At 68.7% G+C, this 18,055-nt stretch carries 8 protein-coding genes; 2 read left to right on the top strand and 6 right to left on the bottom strand.

Going from position 1 to position 18,055, the window contains the following annotated elements:
- The first annotated feature begins 284 nt into the window (after positions 1-284).
- The gene (acs, locus tag KZ686_RS13865) at positions 285-2,267 is read left to right on the top strand and encodes an acetate--CoA ligase (RefSeq protein WP_265632647.1); all 1,983 of its coding nucleotides are present in this window, start codon (positions 285-287) and stop codon (positions 2,265-2,267) included.
- 88 nt (positions 2,268-2,355) lie between these two features.
- Positions 2,356-4,407 (top strand): sodium:solute symporter family protein, encoded by a 2,052-nt coding sequence (locus KZ686_RS13860; RefSeq protein ID WP_265632646.1) that lies wholly within the window; start codon positions 2,356-2,358, stop codon positions 4,405-4,407.
- On the opposite strand, the gene KZ686_RS13855 is transcribed toward KZ686_RS13860, so the two are convergent.
- From KZ686_RS13855 to KZ686_RS13830, 6 genes are all read right to left on the bottom strand, one after another.
- Complete coding sequence (locus KZ686_RS13855) at positions 4,404-5,576, bottom strand: HlyD family efflux transporter periplasmic adaptor subunit (protein WP_265632645.1); 1,173 nt, start codon at positions 5,574-5,576, stop codon at positions 4,404-4,406. The two genes, KZ686_RS13860 and KZ686_RS13855, sit on opposite strands and share 4 nt — an antisense overlap.
- 4 nt (positions 5,577-5,580) lie before the next feature.
- Positions 5,581-7,752, bottom strand: a complete 2,172-nt coding sequence (locus KZ686_RS13850; protein ID WP_407648550.1) for a type I secretion system permease/ATPase — start codon at positions 7,750-7,752, stop codon at positions 5,581-5,583.
- Positions 7,753-7,918: 166 nt separating this feature from the next.
- Positions 7,919-9,403 carry a TolC family protein gene (locus tag KZ686_RS13845; protein WP_265632644.1) on the bottom strand — a complete coding sequence of 495 codons (1,485 nt, stop codon included), beginning with the start codon at positions 9,401-9,403 and terminating at the stop codon, positions 7,919-7,921.
- A gap of 229 nt (positions 9,404-9,632) precedes the next feature.
- Positions 9,633-15,821 (bottom strand): Ig-like domain-containing protein, encoded by a 6,189-nt coding sequence (locus KZ686_RS13840; RefSeq protein ID WP_265632643.1) that lies wholly within the window; start codon positions 15,819-15,821, stop codon positions 9,633-9,635.
- A 294-nt stretch (positions 15,822-16,115) separates the two neighbouring features.
- Positions 16,116-17,081: a helix-turn-helix transcriptional regulator gene (locus KZ686_RS13835; protein ID WP_265632642.1), complete on the bottom strand. Its 966-nt coding sequence runs from the start codon at positions 17,079-17,081 to the stop codon at positions 16,116-16,118.
- A gap of 536 nt (positions 17,082-17,617) precedes the next feature.
- Positions 17,618-17,947, bottom strand: coding sequence for a DMT family transporter (locus tag KZ686_RS13830; RefSeq protein WP_149319773.1), 330 nt, complete (start codon positions 17,945-17,947; stop codon positions 17,618-17,620).
- Positions 17,948-18,055 lie beyond the last annotated feature (108 nt).

The raw sequence follows: 18,055 nt of genomic DNA, 5'->3' as shown, positions 1-18,055 counted from the left end.
TGCGCGCGGTCGGCTGCAGCGGTCGTCAGCGGACCGCAGCGCGCGCCGCCGCACGCGCCGGGCGATTATAGCTGTGCTAGCCTTAAGGCTTAGGCTTCACATGCGGACGCCATGCGCGCAACGCCAAGCCGGCACCATTGCTGCATCGCAATGCGCCTTCGGCCAGCACGACCGGAAAGGACGGGAACGGACAGCAAGGGAACAGCGTCAGGTTGCAGTAAGCCGCGCAGCGTAGCGTTGCGGCAAAAGTATCGAAGCCATACCGGCCTTTCAGGAGACGAGCTATGTCCGCCATCGAATCGGTGATGCAAGAGCATCGCGTATTCCCCCCACCCGAATCGTTCGCCAAGAGCGCAGCCATTTCCGGCATGGACACCTACCGTGCGCTGTGCGAAGAGGCCGAGCGCGACTACGAAGGCTTCTGGGCGCGCCATGCCCGCGAGCAGCTGGTCTGGGCCAAGCCCTTCACCAAGGTGCTGAACGAGAGCAACGCGCCGTTCTACAAGTGGTTCGAGGACGGCCAGCTGAACGCCTCGTACAACTGCCTGGAGCGCAATCTCGAGAACGGCAACGCCGACAAGGTCGCGATCGTGTTCGAGGCCGACGACGGCACGGTCACCCGGGTCACCTATCGCGAGCTGCATGCGCGCGTGTGCCAGGTGGCCAATGGCCTGAAGGCGCTGGGCATCGGCAAGGGCGACCGCGTCGTGATCTACATGCCGATGTCGATCGAGGGCGTCTGCGCGATGCAGGCCTGCGCCCGCATCGGCGCCACCCATTCGGTCGTGTTCGGCGGCTTCTCCGCCAAGTCGCTGCAGGAGCGGCTGGTCGACGTCGGCGCGGTCGCGCTGCTGACCGCCGACGAGCAGATGCGCGGCGGCAAGGCGCTGCCGCTGAAGGCGATCGCCGACGAGGCGCTGGCGCTCGGCGGCTGCGAGGCGGTCAAGCACGTGGTGGTCTATCGCCGCACCGGCGGCAAGGTCAACTGGGTCGAGGGCCGCGACCGCTGGCTCGACGAAGTCTGCGCGGGCCAGCCCGAGACCTGCGAGGCCGAGCCGGTCGATGCCGAGCATCCGCTGTTCGTGCTGTACACCTCGGGCTCGACCGGCAAGCCGAAGGGCGTGCAGCACAGCACCGGCGGCTATCTGCTGTGGGCCTTGATGACGATGAAATGGACCTTCGACATCAAGCCCGACGACCTGTACTGGTGTACCGCCGACATCGGCTGGGTCACCGGCCACACCTATATCGCCTACGGCCCGCTGGCCGCGGGGGCGACCCAGCTGATGTTCGAGGGCATCCCGACCTATCCGAACGCCGGCCGCTTCTGGGACATGATCGCGCGCCACAAGGTCAGCGTGTTCTACACCGCGCCGACCGCGATCCGTTCGCTGATCAAGGCCGCCGAGGCCGACCAGGCCGTGCATCCGAAACAGTACGACCTGTCGAGCCTGCGCCTGCTGGGCACCGTCGGCGAGCCCATCAATCCCGAAGCGTGGATGTGGTACCACGAGAATATCGGCCGCGGCCGCTGCCCGATCGTCGATACCTTCTGGCAGACCGAGACCGGCGGCCACATGATCACGCCGCTGCCGGGCGCGACGCCGCTGGTGCCGGGCTCGTGCACGCTGCCGCTGCCCGGCATCATGGCGGCGGTGGTCGACGAGACCGGCCAGGACGTGCCCAACGGCAGCGGCGGCATCCTGGTGGTCAAGCGTCCGTGGCCGGCGATGATCCGCACCATCTGGGGCGATCCGGAGCGCTTCAGGAAGAGCTATTTCCCGGCCGAGCTGGGCGGCAAGCTCTATCTCGCCGGCGACGGCGCGGTGCGCGACAAGGAGACCGGCTACTTCACCATCATGGGCCGCATCGACGACGTGCTGAACGTGTCGGGCCACCGCATGGGCACGATGGAGATCGAGTCGGCGCTGGTGGCCAATCCGATCGTCGCCGAGGCCGCGGTGGTCGGCCGTCCCGATGACACCACCGGCGAGGCCATCTGCGCCTTCGTCGTGCTCAAGCGCGCGCGTCCGAACGACGAGGAGGCCGTGCAGATCGCCAACGAGCTGCGCAACTGGGTCGCCAAGGAGATCGGGCCGATCGCCAAGCCGAAGGACATCCGCTTCGGCGACAACCTGCCGAAGACGCGCTCGGGCAAGATCATGCGCCGCCTGCTGCGGTCGCTGGCCAAGAACGAGGAAATCACGCAGGACACCTCCACGCTGGAGAACCCGGCCATCCTCGAACAGCTGCGGCAGGCCAAGTAAGACCCGCCGCGCGAAGCGGGCGCCGTTGCCGCGGCGCCCGCTTCGCGTTTGATCGTCGCCTTCCTCGCTCCCGATTCCGCTCCCGCCCATGGCCCAAGCCCAGTCGCGCTTTCGCCGCCGGCTGCTGCTGTACTACGGCCTGTTCACGCTCGGACTGTTCGGCTTCATCGGCATGATGGGGCTGCTCGAGCGATCCAATGCCGACGCGCTCTGGCTCGGCTACGTCTTCCTCTTCATCACCATCGCGATCTATGCCTGCATCGGGCTGATCTGCCGCACCGCGGACCTGCACGAATACTATGTCGCGGGCCGGCGCGTGCCCGCGATGTTCAACGGCATGGCGATCGCCGCCGACTGGATGAGCGCGGCGTCCTTCATCGGCCTGGCCGGCATCCTGTACGCCTCGGGCTACGAGGGGCTGGCCTATGTGATGGGCTGGACCGGCGGCTACTGCCTGGTGGCCTTCCTGCTTGCGCCGTATCTGCGCAAGTACGGCGGCTACACGATTCCCGATTTCCTCGCCGCGCGCTACGGCAACGGCAAGCCGGGCGGCAACCTGCCGGTGCGCGGCATCGCGGTGCTGGCCGCCTCGCTGTGTTCCTTCGTCTATCTGGTCGCGCAGATCCAGGGCGTCGGGCTGGTGGTCACGCGCTTCATCGGCGTCGACTTCGCCGTCGGCGTGTTCTTCGGCCTCGCCGGCATCCTGGTCTGTTCCTTTCTCGGCGGCATGCGCGCGGTGACCTGGACGCAGGTCGCGCAGTACATCGTGATGATCGTCGCCTTCCTGACCACGGTGTCGATGATCGCGTGGAAGCATCACGGCGAGGCGGTGCCGCAGCTGGGCTACGGCACGGTGCTGACCGACGTCGCGCAGCGCGAGCGCGAGCTGCTGCGCGATCCGGGCGAGCTGGCGGTGCGCGAACATTACCGGCAGCAGGCGATCGAGCTGCAGGAGCGCATCGCGCGGCTGCCGCAGTCCTTCGACGAGGTGCGCGACGGGCTCAATGCGCGGCTGCTGGAGCTGCGCGCCCGCAATGCGCCGCTGCGCGAGATCAAGGCGGTCGAGCGCGAGCGCGCCGACTATCCGGCGGACCCGGCCGCGGCCCTGCAGCAATGGACGCAGCAGCGCGAGGACGCGCTGGCGCGCAGCCAGCCGCCGGTGCCCGCCACCGAGCCCTATCCGTCGCCATCCGAGGCGGAGCGCAAGACCGAGCGGTTGAACTTCGTGCTGCTGACCTTCTGCCTGATGCTCGGTACCGCCAGCCTGCCCCATATCCTGACGCGGCTCTACACCACGCCGTCGGTCAAGGAGAGCCGCAATTCGGTGGCCTGGGCGGTGTTCTTCATCGCGCTGCTGTACGTCAGCGCGCCCACGCTGGCGGCGCTGGTCAAGTACCAGTTCCTGCATCATCTGGTGGGCACGCCCTATGCCGATCTGCCGGCGTGGGTCATGCAATGGCGGCGCATCGACCCGCCGGTGTTCGGCATCCGCGACGTCAATGGCGACGGCATCGTGCAGTGGGCCGAGGTGATGATCCAGCCCGACATGATCGTGCTGGCCGCGCCGGAAATCGCCGGGCTGCCTTACGTGATTTCCGGGCTCGTCGCCGCCGGCGCGCTGGCCGCGGCGCTGTCGACCGCCGACGGGCTGCTGCTGACGATTGCCAACGCGCTGTCGCACGACGTCTTCTATCACATGGTCGATCGCGGCGCGAGCCAGCAGCGGCGCGTGACCACCGCCAAGATACTGCTGCTTGGCGTGGCCCTGTTCGCGGCCTACGTGACCTCGCTGCGGCCCGGCAACATCCTGTTCCTGGTCGGCGCGGCGTTCTCGCTGGCGGCGTCCAGCTTCTTCCCGGTGCTGGTGCTGGCGATCTTCTGGAAGCGCACCACCGCGGCCGGCGCTTTCGCCGGCATGCTGGCAGGGCTGTCGGTGTCGATCTACTACATCTTCGTCAACTACCCGTTCTTCACGCGGATGACCGGCATCTTCGGCGACCGCTGGTTCGGCGTCGATCCGATCGCCTCGGGCGCCTTCGGCGTGCCGGCGGGGTTTGCGGTCGCCATCGTGGTAAGCCTGCTGACGCGGCGCAATGCGCCGGTGATCGACCGGCTGGTGACCTATCTGCGCAAGGGCTAGCGCTCGCGCAGTGCCTCCGCGGCGCGGTTCAGCGGCTTGACCAGGTAGTCCATCACGGTGCGGCGGCCGGTGCGGATCTCCGCGGTCGCCACCATGCCCGGCAGGATCGGATGGCGCTTGCCGTCCTTCGTCTCCAGGAACGCATGCTGGGTCAGCACGTAGACGCGGTAGTAGTAGATGCGCCGGTCGACCTGGTCCTCGATGGTGTCGGGCGAGATGCGGTCCACCCTGGCCGGCAGCGTGCCGTAGATCGACGGCTCGAACGCGGTGATCTTGACCGTGGCCTCCTGGTTCGGATGGATGAAGGCGATGTCGCGCGGCGACAGCCGCGCCTCGATCAGCAGCTGGTCGCCCAGCGGCACGATTTCCATCAGCACGCCGCCCGGCGTGATCACGCCCCCGATGGTCGAGACGCGGATGTCCTTGACGATGCCGCGCGCGGGCGAGGTGATCGCGGTGCGCCGCAGCTGGTCGGCGCGTCCCTCGCGCACCTTCAGCAACGGGCCCAGGTCCGCCATCGTCTTGGCGTAATCGGCTTTCAGCGCGACGTAGTACTCGCTCTGCGTCGAATCGAGCTTGGTGGCGAACTCGGCCACCTTCTGCCGCAGCCGCAGGATCTCCACCTCGTTGGTGGCGCCGGTGCGCAGCAGCGGCAGCGCGATCTGCAGCTCCTGTTCGGCCAGGCGCAACTGCTGGCGCAGATTGGCGAGGTTCTCGCGGAAGGCGCGGCGGTTGGCGATGAACAGTTGCCGCTCGCGCTCGACCACGGCGGTGTCGCGCGCCAGCTCGGCGGGGAAGACGACGGCGTCGGCGTCGTTCATCTCCGCATGCAGCCGCGCGGCGCGCGCCTGCAGCGCGGCGATGCGCTCCAGCGTCTCCTCCATCGACGAGCGCGCCTGCACCGGGTCCAGCGTGGCCAGCTGCTGGCCGGCCTCGACCACGTCGCCTTCGCGCACCGCCAGTTCGGCCAGGATGCCGCCCTCCAGGCTCTGGATGATCTGGCCCTTGGAGGCCGGCGTCACCTTGCCTTCGCCGACCGCCACCTCGTCCAGGCTGGCGAAGGCGGACCACAGCAGGAAGGCTGCGATCGCGCCGATGCCCAGCCACAGCAGCAGGCGCGCGCCGCCGGCGCCGTCCTCGAATCGTGCACGCATCGAGATCTTGTTCATGGGGCTACTCCGCGGCCGGGACCGCGTGGGCGGGCGCCGGCGACGATGGTTGCGCGGATGGTTGTGTCGGCGGTTGGGCCGATGCCGCCGGCCGTGGCGGCGCCGTGCGCTTGAGCGCGGCCAGCACCTCGTCCTTCGGCCCGTCGCGCACGATGCGCCCGCGGTCGACCACGATGATGCGGTCGACCAGCGACAGCACCGGATAGCGATGCGTCGCTACGATCAGCGTGCGCCGGCCCATCCATTGCCGCATCCGTTCGATCACCGCGAGCTCGGTGCCCTCGTCCAGCGAAGCGGTCGGCTCGTCCAGCAGCAGCACCTGCGGGTCGCGCAGGAAGGTGCGGGCGAGGACCAGTACCTGCTTCTGGCCGCCGGACAGGCCAAGCCCGTTCTCGCGGATGCGCAGGTCCAGCCCGTGCGGCTGGTTCAGCAGCAACTGGTCGGCGCAGGCAATGCGCAGCGCGCGCAGCAGCTGCTCGTCGGCGGCCAGCGGATTGGCGATCAAGAGGTTGTCGCGCAGCGTGCCGTAGAAGGGGCTCGATTCCTGCAGCACGCTGCCGATGTCGCGGCGGATGTCGGCGACATCGATCAGTTCCATCGGCGTGTCATCGAGCACGATGCGGCCCTGCGTCGGCGAGGCCAGCCCGCCCGCGAGCCGCAGCAGCGTCGACTTGCCGGCGCCGACGCGCCCCAGGATCGCGATGCGCTCGCCCGGCGCGATGCGCAGCTGCGGAATCGTCAGCACCGGCCTTTCCTGCGGATCGAAGCTGAAGGCCACGTTCTCGAAGCGATAGCCGCCGCGCAGCACGGGCTTGTGATAGGCGTCCTTGTCGGGATCGTGGTCCACCGGCAGCCGCAGCAGCTCGTCCAGCGCCTTCTTGCCGACGCGCGCATTCTGGATGCGGCCCAGTACCGCCGGAATCTGCGCCAGCGGCGCGATGGTGCGGCTGGTCAGGATCGAGCAGGCCAGCACCGCGCCAAAGGAGAGATTGCCGTCGAGGATGCCGTAGACGCCGGCGATCACCACGCCGACATAGGCGATCTGCTGCACCGTCTGCGACACGTTGACCAGCAGCCCGGCGATGAAGCGCTGCTTCAGCCCGATCTCGCCGTTGACGTGGTTGGCCTGGTCCCACAGCCCGCGAAAGCGTGGCTCGGCCTGCAGCGACTTGATGTCCTCGGCGCGGTAGATCGATTCCATCAGGATCGCATTGCGCAGCGCGGCCTCGGCCATCCCTTCGCGCGACAGCCGGGCCAGCGGTATCTGCGCCAGCAGCCCCGGCAGGATCAGCAGCGGAATCGCCGCCAGCGGAATCACCACCAGCCAGCCGCCCAGCACCCAGATGATGAACAGGAAGGCGGCGACGAAGGGCAGGTCGATCAGCACGCCCAGCGTGCTCGAGGTCAGCAGCTCGCGCAGCTGTTCGAGGTCGCGCAGCTGCGCGATCAGCGTGCCGGGCGAGCGCGGCCGCGCATCGTTGCGGATATCGAGCACGCGGGCGAAGAACATCGCCGACAGCTTCATGTCGACGCGCTTGCCGAAATGATCGGTGATGGAGACGCGCGCTGTGCGGATCAGCAGCTCCAGCGCGAGGGCGAGCGCCACGCCCGAAGCCAGCACCCACAGCGTATGGAGCGAGCGCGCCGGCACCACGCGGTCCCACACCTGCATCGCGAACAGCGAGGTGCCGACCGCCAGCAGGTTGCCGAACAGCGAGCCCAGGCCGAGGTCCAGCATGGTGCGCCAGTGCGCGGTGAAGATGCCGGTCAGCCACGAGTCCGGCGCCGCGCGCAGATAGGCATCGAGCCGGTCGCCGCGGCGAGCGGTGCGCGCCTGCACCAGCAGCAGCTGGCCGCTCGCCTCGCGCGCCAGCGCGTCCAGCGTCAGGCTGCGCTCGACCGGCTTGCCGTCGAGCGGCAGCAGCAACGTGGCCACGCCGTTGACCACGGCGATCACCATGCCGACCTGCTGGCCCAGCGGCACCAGCACCGGCAGCATCACCGGCGACAGCGAGGCCGGCGGCAGCTCGACGAATTGCGCGGACAGACCGGCCGATGCGGCCAGCTCGACGATGGCGGTGTCGCTCTGCTGCTCGCCGCGCCCGACCCACGCCGCGGCATTGCGCAGCTGCTCGGGCGAGGCCTGCACGTTGAGCCGCCGCGCGGCGAGCAGCATCGCATCGATCCACGGCTGCAGCGTGGCATCGGCCTCGGGCTCGGCATGCTGCGGCGCGGGCGCTGGCGGTGGCGGTGGCGTTTGCGATGGCATTTGCGGTGGCGCTGACGCTGGCGTGTGCGGGGACTGCCCGGCGGCCTGCGCCAGCGCGCTCAACGGAGTGGGGTCATTCATCGCGTGCGCCTTCCTGCTGCCGCAGCAGCTCCACGAACTTGCCGACCGCGGCATACGCCTTGATGCGGGCGCGGATGCCGTCGGCCATGGCGTTGATCCATTCTTCCTCGGCGAGGAAGATCTCGCGGTCGCGCGTGATCACCTCGGTCAGCGAGCGCTTGTTCAGCATGTATTCCTGCCAGTACAGATTGCGCGACGAGCGCGACAGCTCGATCACGTTGCGGTAGCTGGCGAGCCGCGCGGCCGCGCCTTCCGCTTCGGTCTGCGCCGCGTACAGCGCGGTGCGCGTGCGCAGCCGCTGGTTTTCCAGCGCATCGGCGGCGGCGCGCTCCTGCGCCTGCGCGGCGGCGATGCGGTGCTGGGCGAGCCGGCCCAGCGAGAAGTCGCCGCGGATCGACAGGCCGACCCAGGTGTCGTCGTTGGCGTTGGCGCGTCCGGTCGACAGCGAGCGGCTGACGCCGACGCTGACCGAGGGATAGCGCTCGGCCTTGGCCAGATCGACGTTGGCGGCGGCCGCATCGACCGCCGCGCGTGCCGCCAGCACCGACGGCGTGTCGTCGATCTGGTCGTCGCGTCCGCCCCCGCCGTCGCGCGTGATCCGCTCGATCACGCCGCCGGTGTTGGCCAGGTCCGCCACCTGCTGCGGACGCGCGCCGATCAGCTCGGCCAGCTTGGTGGCCGCCACATCGAAGCGGTTGCGGGCCTTCAGCACCTCGGCGCTGGCGCGTAGCGTGGCTACCTCCGCCAGGTCCCGGTCGGACGACACCGACAGTCCCGCGCGCACGCGCTCGCCGATGCGGGCGCGCGTTTCGTTCATCGATTCCACCTGCCGTTGCGCGGCCGCGATCACGGCCTGGCTGGCGGCCAGTTCGACGAAGGTGTCGGCGGTATTGGCCGCCACCGTCTCGACGGTATCGGCGAGCTGATGCTGGCTCTTGCCCAGATTGGCGTCGGCCGCCGAGACCTTGCTGCGGGTGCGGCCGAAGTCGTATAGCAGCTGGCTGGCGCCGACCGAGGCGCGCGAGCCGAGATCGTTGCCGCCGCTGCCGAAGCTGCCGCCATAGCCGGGCTGCACGCCGTATTCGATCTTCGGATACCAGGCGGCCTTGGCCACGGAGATTTCGGAGAGGTTTTGCGTAACCACCGCGTTGGCGCGGCTGATGTCGGGATGGCGCGCGATCGCGATGCCGACCGCGTTGCGCAGCGTCAGGCCGTCGAGGGCGATGCGTTGCGGTGCCGGGGGGCCCGGCATGCCGGCCGAGCTTGCCGGGGCCGTGGACGTCGAAGCGGTATAGGGCGCGGCCGACGCCGGCCCGGAGCAGGGCAGCACCAGCAAGGTCAGCGCGGCCAGCGCGGCCGGCGCAGTAAAGGCGGACAGCGTCGCCGACGAGGGCGTAATGCGCAGCGTGTACCCGGCGGGAAGCCGGGAAAGGAGCGCGCGCTGCCGGGTCCGCGCTCCGTTGGCAAAGAGGGCCACGATGGATCTCAACAATGTCGGTTTCACGAAATCACCACGCTTCGCGGTGAAGGCTTTGACATGTGGCCACGCATCGGTCGCGAGGCAGCGTCGCGGCCGACGGGGTATTGCAGGGTGGATCGATGCGGTGGGGCGGGTCTCCTTGTCGTGGTGTGAATGCGGTGAGAGCGCGGCGAGAAAGCGTCTGGCGAAGCGGGCGGCGGAACGGGGGGACCGCCGCCCGCTTCGCTCAGACGAGAACCTGGCGATTGGCCAGCAGCGTCTCCAGATCGGTGTTGACGTTGGTCAGCGTGACCAGCGTCTCCGAGCCGAAGGCGGCGCCGGTACCGTCGCGGTCGATATGGATGACCGTATTGGTGCCGTCGTTGGTGACGCTGAGGTAGTCGCCGATGTTGTCGCCGTCGTCGATCGTCGCCACGCCGTTGACGTAGTGCGCCGGGCCATCGCCGTCGCCGGTGTAGCCGACCAGCAGGCTCGACAGGTCGATCACGTCGGATGCCGCCTGGCCCGGCGCGGTCCCCACCGTGAAGTCGGTGATGACGTCGCTGCCGTTGCCACCGGTACCGTCGTTGGCGGTGACCTCGTACAGGAACACGTCGCCGCCCGCGCCGCCGCTCATCGTGTCGTTGCCGGCGCCGCCGATCAGCAGGTCGTTGCCGTTGCCGCCGTTCAGCGTGTCGTTGCCCGCGCCGCCGCGCAGCAGGTCGTTGCCGTCGCCGCCGTTCAGCGTGTCGTCGCCGGCGTAGCCGTACAGGCGATCGCTGTTGCCGGTGCCATCGACCGTGTCGGCGGACGAGGTGCCTTCGACGATCGCGGTGGACTGGCTCGAGCCGAGCAGGCCGGCGAGTACCTCGGCGCTGGCGAGCTGGGTGGCGTTGGCGGTATCGGTCAACCCGGTGGTGTCGGTCGCGGTGATCGTGAAGTTCGACAGCAGGTCCAGGCTGACGCCCAGCAGCCCGCCTTCGATCGTCACCGAGCCGAGCAGCTCGTTGAGCCGCAGCGTATCGATCGGCCCGCCGTCGGCGGAAGTGATCGTCAGCGTCGACACTGCCGCGATCACGCCCAGGATGCCCGGGTCGTGCAGCGGAACCACGTTGATGCCCAGCTCCGCGGCAAGCTCGGCGTTGTATCCCAGCCGCTGCAGCGGCAGGCCGATCAGGCCGCCGTAGCGCAGCACCACCTGCTGGATGTTGTTGTTGTAGTCGCTCGCGCCGAACACCTGCTGCGAGCTCAGGTCGATCAGGCCCAGCACATTGGCGTCGACGATGCCGAGCAGCCCGCCCGATTCCTGCGCCGACACCTCCGGAGCGACATTGGTGGAGATCGTGAAGGTCTGCGTGTCGCTGCTCGCGCCGATATTGCCGGCGGCATCGATCAGCCGCACCGTCACCGAGTGGTTGCCGTCGGCGAACTGGTGATTGGGTGCCGACCACGACCAGCTGGTGCCGTTGACAGTGGCCTGCGTCCAGGTGGTGCCGCCGTCGTAGCTGACCTCGACGCGGTCGCCGTCGGCCAGCGGAGCGCTGAGCGTTCCCGAGAAGGTCGGCGCGGTATCGCCGGTGGTCCAGTCGCCCGCGGTGCCCGTGTCGTCCGTCATGCCGGTGATGGCGAGCGTCGCGGCCGGTGCCGCGGTATCGATGGTCAGATCGAAGGCCGTGCTGCTGCCGCTGGCATTGCCCGCCGCGTCGGTGGCGACCGCCGTCAGCGAATAGCTGCCGTCGGCCAGCGCCGTGGTCGGCGTGAAGGACCAGTTGCCGGTGCCATCGGCGGTCGCCGTGCCGACCAGCGTGGTGCCGTTGAAGATGCGCACGGTGCTGTTGGCCTCGGCTGTGCCCGCGATGGTCGGCGTGCCATCGTTGGTGCTGCCGCCGGAGGTCAGCGGGCCGCTGGCCGGGTCGACATCATCGGTCACGCTGACGATGACCGGCACGATTGGCGCCACGGCGTCGACCGTCGCGCTGCCCGGCGCGCTGGTGTTGCCGGCGGCGTCGGTGGCGGTGGCGCTGACGACGGTACCGTCGGCCAGCGGGGCGGTCGGCGTATAGGTCCAGTTGCCGCTGCCGTCGGCGGTGACGGTGGCATCGGGCGTGCCGTCGCCATTGGTGTCGATCGCGATCGTGCTGTTGGCCTCGGCGGTGCCTTCGATCACCGTGCCGTTGGTCGGCGCGATGACCGGGGCGGCCGGTGCGACCGAATCGATGGCGATGGTGGCCGGTGCGCTGGCGTTGCCGGCGGCATCGGTCGCCGTCACGCTGATGGTCGTGCCATCGGCGATCGGCGTCGTCGGCGCATAGCTCCAGTTGCCGCTGCCATCGGCGGTCACGGTGGCATCGGGCGTGCCGTCGCCATCGGTGTCGATGGCGATGCTGCTGTTGGCCTCCGCGGTGCCGGCGATGGTGCCGCCATTGGCTGTGGTGATGACCGGGGCGGCCGGCGGAGCGGTGTCGACCGTGAAGTCGAACGCGCCGCTGGCCGGGCTGATGTTGCCCGCCGCGTCGGTGGCGACTGCCGTCAGCGAGTAGCTGCCGTCTGCCAGCGGCGAGGTCGGCGAGAACGTCCAGTTGCCGGTGCCGTCGGCGGTTGCCGTGCCGATCAGCGTGGTGCCGTTGAAGATCTGCACCGTGCTGTTGGCTTCCGCGGTGCCGGCGATCGTCGGCGTGGCGTCGTTGGTGCTGTCGCCGGAGGTCAGCGGCGCCGAGACCGGATCGGCGTCATCGACGACCGACGTGATGGCCGGGGCTGCGGGTGCCGCCGCATCGACCGTGGCGGTGGCCGGTGCGCTGGTATTGCCGGCGGCATCGGTGGCCGTGACGGTAACGACGGTGCCGTCGGTCAGCGGCGTGGTCGGCGTGTAGGTCCAGTTGCCGGTGCCGTCCGCGGTGACGGTGGCGTCGGGCGTGCCGTCGCCGTTGGTGTCGATGTTGACGGTGCTGTCAGCCTCCGCGGTGCCTTCGAGGACCGAGCCGTTGCTCGGCTCGATCGTCGGCACGGCGGGAGCGGCGGCATCGACGGTGGCGGTGGCCGGGGTGCTGGTATTGCCCGCGGCATCGGTGGCCGTGACGCTGACGACCGTGCCGTCGGCCAGCGGGGTCGCCGGCGTGTAGGTCCAGTTGCCGGCGCCATCGGCGGTGACCGTGGCATCGGGCGTGCCGTCGCCATTGGTATCGATACGGACGGTGCTGTTGGCTTCGGCGGTGCCCTCGAGCTGGATGCCGTTGGTCGGCGCGATGGTCGGCGTGCCCGGGGGCAGGGCATCGACCGTCGCGGTGGCAGGAGTGCTCGCGTTGCCGGCGGCATCGGTGGCGGTCACGCTGACCGTCGTGCCGTCGGCAAGCGGCAGGCCCGGCGAGAAGCTCCAGTTGCCGCTGCCATCGGCGGTCACGGTGCCGTCCGGCGTGCCGTCGCCATTGGTGTCGATCGCGATGCTGCTGAAGGGGTCGGCCGTGCCCGTGATGGTGTCGGCGCTGGCCAGCAGGATGACCGGAGCGGCGGGCGCGGCGGTATCGACGGTGAAGTCGAAGGCGGCGCTGGCCGGGCTGGTGTTGCCCGCCGCGTCGGTGGCGACTGCCGTCAGCGAGTAGCTGCCGTCGGCCAGCGGCGTGGTCGGCGAGAAGGTCCAGTTGCCGCTGCCGTCGGCGGTCGCCGTGCCGATCAGCGTGGTGCCGTTGAAGATCTGCACGGTGCTGTTCGCTTCCGCGGTACCGGCGATCGTCGGCATGGCGTCGTTGGTGCTGTCGCCGGAGGTCAGCGGCGCGGAGACTGGATCGACATCGTCGACGACGGTGTCGATCGAAGGCGCGCTCGGTGCCGCGGCGTCGACGGTCTCCGTGGCCGGCGCGCTGGTATTGCCGGCGGCATCGGTGGCGGTGACCTCGACGACGGTGCCGTCGGCCAGCGGCGCGGTCGGCGTATAGGTCCAGTTGCCGGCGCCGTCGGCGGTCACCGTGGCATCGGCCGTACCGTCGCCGTTGGTGTCGATATTGACGGTGCTGTTGGCTTCGGCGGTGCCCTGCAGCAGCGTGCCGTTGGTCGGTGCGATCGTCGGGGTGCCCGGTGCCACCGCATCGACGGTGGCGGTGGCCGGTGCGCTGGCGTTGCCGGCGGGATCGGTGGCGGTGACACTGACCGTCGCGCCATCGGCCAGCGGCGTGGTCGGCGTGTAGGTCCAGTTGCCCGCACCGTCGGCGGTGACCGTGGCGTCGGGCGTGCCGTCGCCGTTGGTGTCGATGGCGATGGTGCTGTTCGCGTCCGCGGTGCCGGCGATCGTGTTGCCGTTGGCCTGCACGATGACCGGAACGGCCGGCGGCGCGGTATCGACCGTCAAGTCGAATGCCGTGCTGGCCGGGCTGGTGTTGCCGGCCGCATCGGTCGCGGTGGCCGTCAGCGAGTAGCTGCCGTCGGTCAGCGGCGTGGTCGGCGTGAACGTCCAGTTGCCGCTGCCGTCGGCGACGACGGTGCCCAGCAGCGTGGTGCCGTTGAAGATCTGGACCGTGCTGTTCGCTTCCGCGGTGCCGGCGATCGTCGGCGTGGCGTCGTTGGTGCTGCCGCCCGAGGTCAGCGGGCCGCTGACCGGGTCGGCGTCGTCGGTGACGCTGGCGATGGCCGGTGCAGTCGGCGCGACGGAGTCGATGGTGGCGGTGACGGGCGCGCTGCCGTTGCCGGCGGCATCGATAGCGGTCACGCTGACGACGGTGCCGTCGGGCAGCGGCGTGGCCGGCGTGTAGCTCCAGTTGCCGCTGCCGTCGGCGGTGACGGTGGCATCGGGCGTGCCGTCGCCATCCAGGTCGATCGCGATCGTGCTGCCGGCTTCGGCCGTGCCGGCCAGCGTGGTGCCGTTGGCCTGGGAGATGGCGGGCGCGGCCGGCGGCGCCGTATCGACCGTGATGATGAAGGCGGTACCGGGACCGCTGACATTGCCGACCGCATCGGTGGCCGTGGCGGTCAGCGAATAGTTGCCGTCGGCCAGCGGCGTGGTCGGCGTGAAGGTCCAGTTGCCGCTGCCGTCGGCGACGACGGTGCCCAGCAGCGTCGTGCCGTTGAAGATCTGCACGGTGCTGTTCGCTTCCGCGGTACCGGCGATCGTCGGCGTGGTGTCGTTGGTGCTGCCGCCCGAAGTCAGGGGCCCGCTGACCGGATCGGTGTCGTCGGTGACGCTGGAAATCGCGGGCGCGGCGGGGGCGGCCGCGTCGACGGTCGTGGTCGCCGGGCCGCTGGTATTGCCGGCCGGGTCGGTCGCGACCACGGTCACCGTGGTGCCGTCCGGCACCGGCGAGGTCGGCGTGTAGGTCCAGTTGCCGCCGCCGTCGGTGACGACCGTCGCATCGGGCGTGCCGTCGCCGTTCAGGTCGATGCCGACCGTGCTGCCGGCCTCGGCGGTACCGCTCAGCGAGGTGCCATTGGTCGGGTTGACGGTTGGGGTGGCTGGCGGCTGGGCGTCAACCGTCGTCGTGGCCGGCTCGCTGGTGTTGCCGGCGGGGTCGGTCGCGACCACGGTCACGGTGGTGCCGTCGGGCAGCGGCGAGGTCGGGGTGTAGGTCCAGTTGCCGTTGCCGTCGGCGATGACGGTGGCATCCGGCGTGCCGTCGCCGTTCAGGTCGATGCCGACCGTGCTGCCGGCCTCGGCGGTACCGCTCAGGGTCCCGCCATTGGAGGGGTTGAGCGTCGGCGTGGCCGGCGCCGTGGTGTCCACCGCCAGGTCGATCACCGTGGGCTCGCTGGTCTTGCCATCGGCGCCGGTCTGCGTGACGACGATCTGATGCTGGCCGGCGGCCAGCGCCGGCGGCGTGTAGCTCCAGTTGCCGTTCGCGTCGGCGTTGACGGTCACCGGCGGCTGGCCATCGATCGAGATCTGGATGCGGCCGTTGGGTAGGGCACCGGTGCCCTGCAGCGTCGGCGTCGCGTCGTTGGTTGCGCTGCCGTTGGCGATCGTTCCCGTCACCGGAGACTGGTCGTCCAGCAGGCTGACGGTCGGACGACCGGGCGCCGGCCGGCTGTCATCGCCACCGCCGCCGCCACCGCCCGCTGCCGCCGCGATCACGCCGGCGCCCGCCGCCAGGCCGAGGATGCCCAGCAGCGCCGCGCTGCTGTCGGCGATCGGCTCGTAGACCACCGCCGATTCGAGGACATTGTCGCCGCCTGCCATCAGGGCCTGGTCGAACGTGGCCAGCCAGCGCGCATCGTCCTGGACGAACACCAGATTGTTGAAGTTCACGCCATTGGCGAAGAAGCCCTGGATGCGCAGCGTCTGTCCATCCTTGAACTCGATCAGCAGGTCGTTGCCTTCGCGCGCATAGTTGGCGACGTTGTCCTTGTTGCCTGCGACCAGGAAATTGGCGGCACCCTCGGGCGCCGCGATGGTCTTGGTCCCGACGGGCACCGCGACATCGATGTGGTTTTGCAGAACTGCTGACGAAGCCATGCCTATCTCCTTGGGTCGATCGAGATTACTGCTCGCTATTGGAGATGCAGCGTATAAGTGATTCGCAAGTGGCGATATGGCTCTGTCTGTTCGGTAAGCGATATAGTGCGTGCGATTGATATGGTTTGCGTTTTTTTGATAATGAATCGTCTGGCAGTCATTAATACCACGGGGTGGTTTTAAAGAAAAAATACCCCTACGCCGGTAGGCGAAGGGGTATTAATACTCGATTCTATTAATTCTGATTTAAACCGTATTTATTTGGCTGGCGACAATTAACCTCGACAATTGCCGTCAATCGCCGCGACGGGTCTCGGAAGGCGTTTCGCCGAAGGCCATGCGATAGTCCCTGGCGAATTGTCCGAGATGGCTGAAGCCCCAGCGCCGCGCGATGTCGGCGATCGACTGTTCCGCGCCGGCGGTCCGCAGGTCGGCGTGGGCGCCCTCCAGGCGCACCCGCTTCACGTAACCCATCGGCGTGAAGCCCTTGAACTTGGCAAAGCCCGCCTGCAGCGTGCGGATGCTGACGCGGGCGGCGTTGGCGATGTCGGCCAGGCCGAGCGCCGCGGTGGCGTTGGCGTGGATGTACTCGATCGCCCGGCGCACATGGCGCGGCGAAGGGCCGGTATGCCGGCGCGCCATGTAGACCGAGTAGTTGTGCGGGATCTCCTTGAGCATGGCGAAGATCACGGCGTCCTGCACGCTCTGCACGATGTCCGGGGCGATGGCGTGCGGGCCGCCATCCGCATTGAAATAGCGCCGCGCCGCCCGCACCAGCTCGCCCGCAAAGCGCACGCCGGAAGGCACGCTGTCTCCCGCCGGCAAGAATTTCACGCGGTGCGGCACCGGGCGTTCGATCGACTGCGACAGCCGGCCGTGGAGGCGGGCCGCATCGATCAGGATGGTTTCGTAGCGGCCCGGACCGAAGCTCCAGGCGGTGACGCGCCTGGCGTCGACGACGGCCGCGCCGGCTGGCAAGGGCTGCAGCTCGTCCTGATCGGCCGCCAGGGCGAGCTGCCCTTCGGCGTGGGTGACCAGCACATAGCCGTCGGTCTGGCAAGGCAGCCGCAGGCAAAGCGTGGTGTCGGTGACCAGCGTATGCACGGCCATGCCGTCGAGATAGTCGATCTGGATTTCGAGCCTGGGCCGGCTGCCATCGGCCTCGATCGTGATGCCGGGATAGTGGCGAGCGAGCCAGTCCTGCGCCTGCGCGCAGCTGGACGCGATGATTGCGTCCGTTCCAATGCGGGTTTGAGCCATACGCCAGTTCTGTCCTGCCAAAAAACGAGCGCACGCCGGGACGGCGAACGCTACAGGCGATCCCACAAAGGGCCGCGGCAAAACCGCGGCAAAACGGGTTGGCTGAATCAGGCGATGGCGACAGACCGCGACAATGACCCTGGATATTCCATGGCAATGGAATATCCATCAATTGGCATGGGCTGCGCCCGGATGCCCCCCCGGAATTCTCTGGTCAAGACTGGCGCTGGAATTCGATCTGGCCGCTGCAATGAAATGACCGCGCGGTTTCGTCGAACTTCCGATTGCCGGTTGCTTGATTTTAGTTTTGTTTAAATCGATATTTACTGATAACTTAAATCGATTGTTATTAGAGTACTGCAGTTTTTACAAATTATGGTCGCTTCCAACGCACTTTTGAAAGTGCTTACATTTGTTTGCACTTGGTAGGGTGCCGGTAGGGTGCGCGCAGGGTGTGCAGGTAGGGCGCAGGCCGGTTGCGTCAGCGCAAGAGGAAAGGCGCGGAAGCGGTCAAGGCGCGCGAAGGCGTCTGCATTTCAATGCGTGACCGACTTCGACCACAGATTGATGACCAGCACGCCGGCCATGATCAGCGCGATGCCGAGCAGCGCCGGCAGATCGAGCCGCTGGCCGAACAGCAGCCACGCCGCCACCGACACCAGCACGATGCCGACGCCGGACCAGATCGCGTAGGCGATGCCGATCGGCACGCTGCGCAGCGTCAGCGACAGACAGAAAAAGGCGATCGCATAGCCGGTGACGACGACCAGCGAAGGTAGCGGACGGGTAAAGCCGGCGGCGGCCTTGAGCGCCGTGGTGGCAATGACTTCGGCGACGATGGCGATGGACAGGTAGATCCAGTGCATGGGATGGCGCGGTGTCGTGTATCGACGGAGCGCCAAGCATAGCAGCGGTGCCCTGTCACCCCTTGCTGCACGGCGTGGCGCGCGGCAAGACGCACGGCAGCGATACGC

The organism is Cupriavidus cauae (assembly GCF_026210475.1).
In the GTDB taxonomy this organism is placed as follows: Bacteria; Pseudomonadota; Gammaproteobacteria; order Burkholderiales; family Burkholderiaceae; genus Cupriavidus; species Cupriavidus cauae.
The sequence above is the reverse complement of the archived record's forward strand: the minus strand, read 5'-3'. Positions and strand labels throughout refer to the sequence as shown.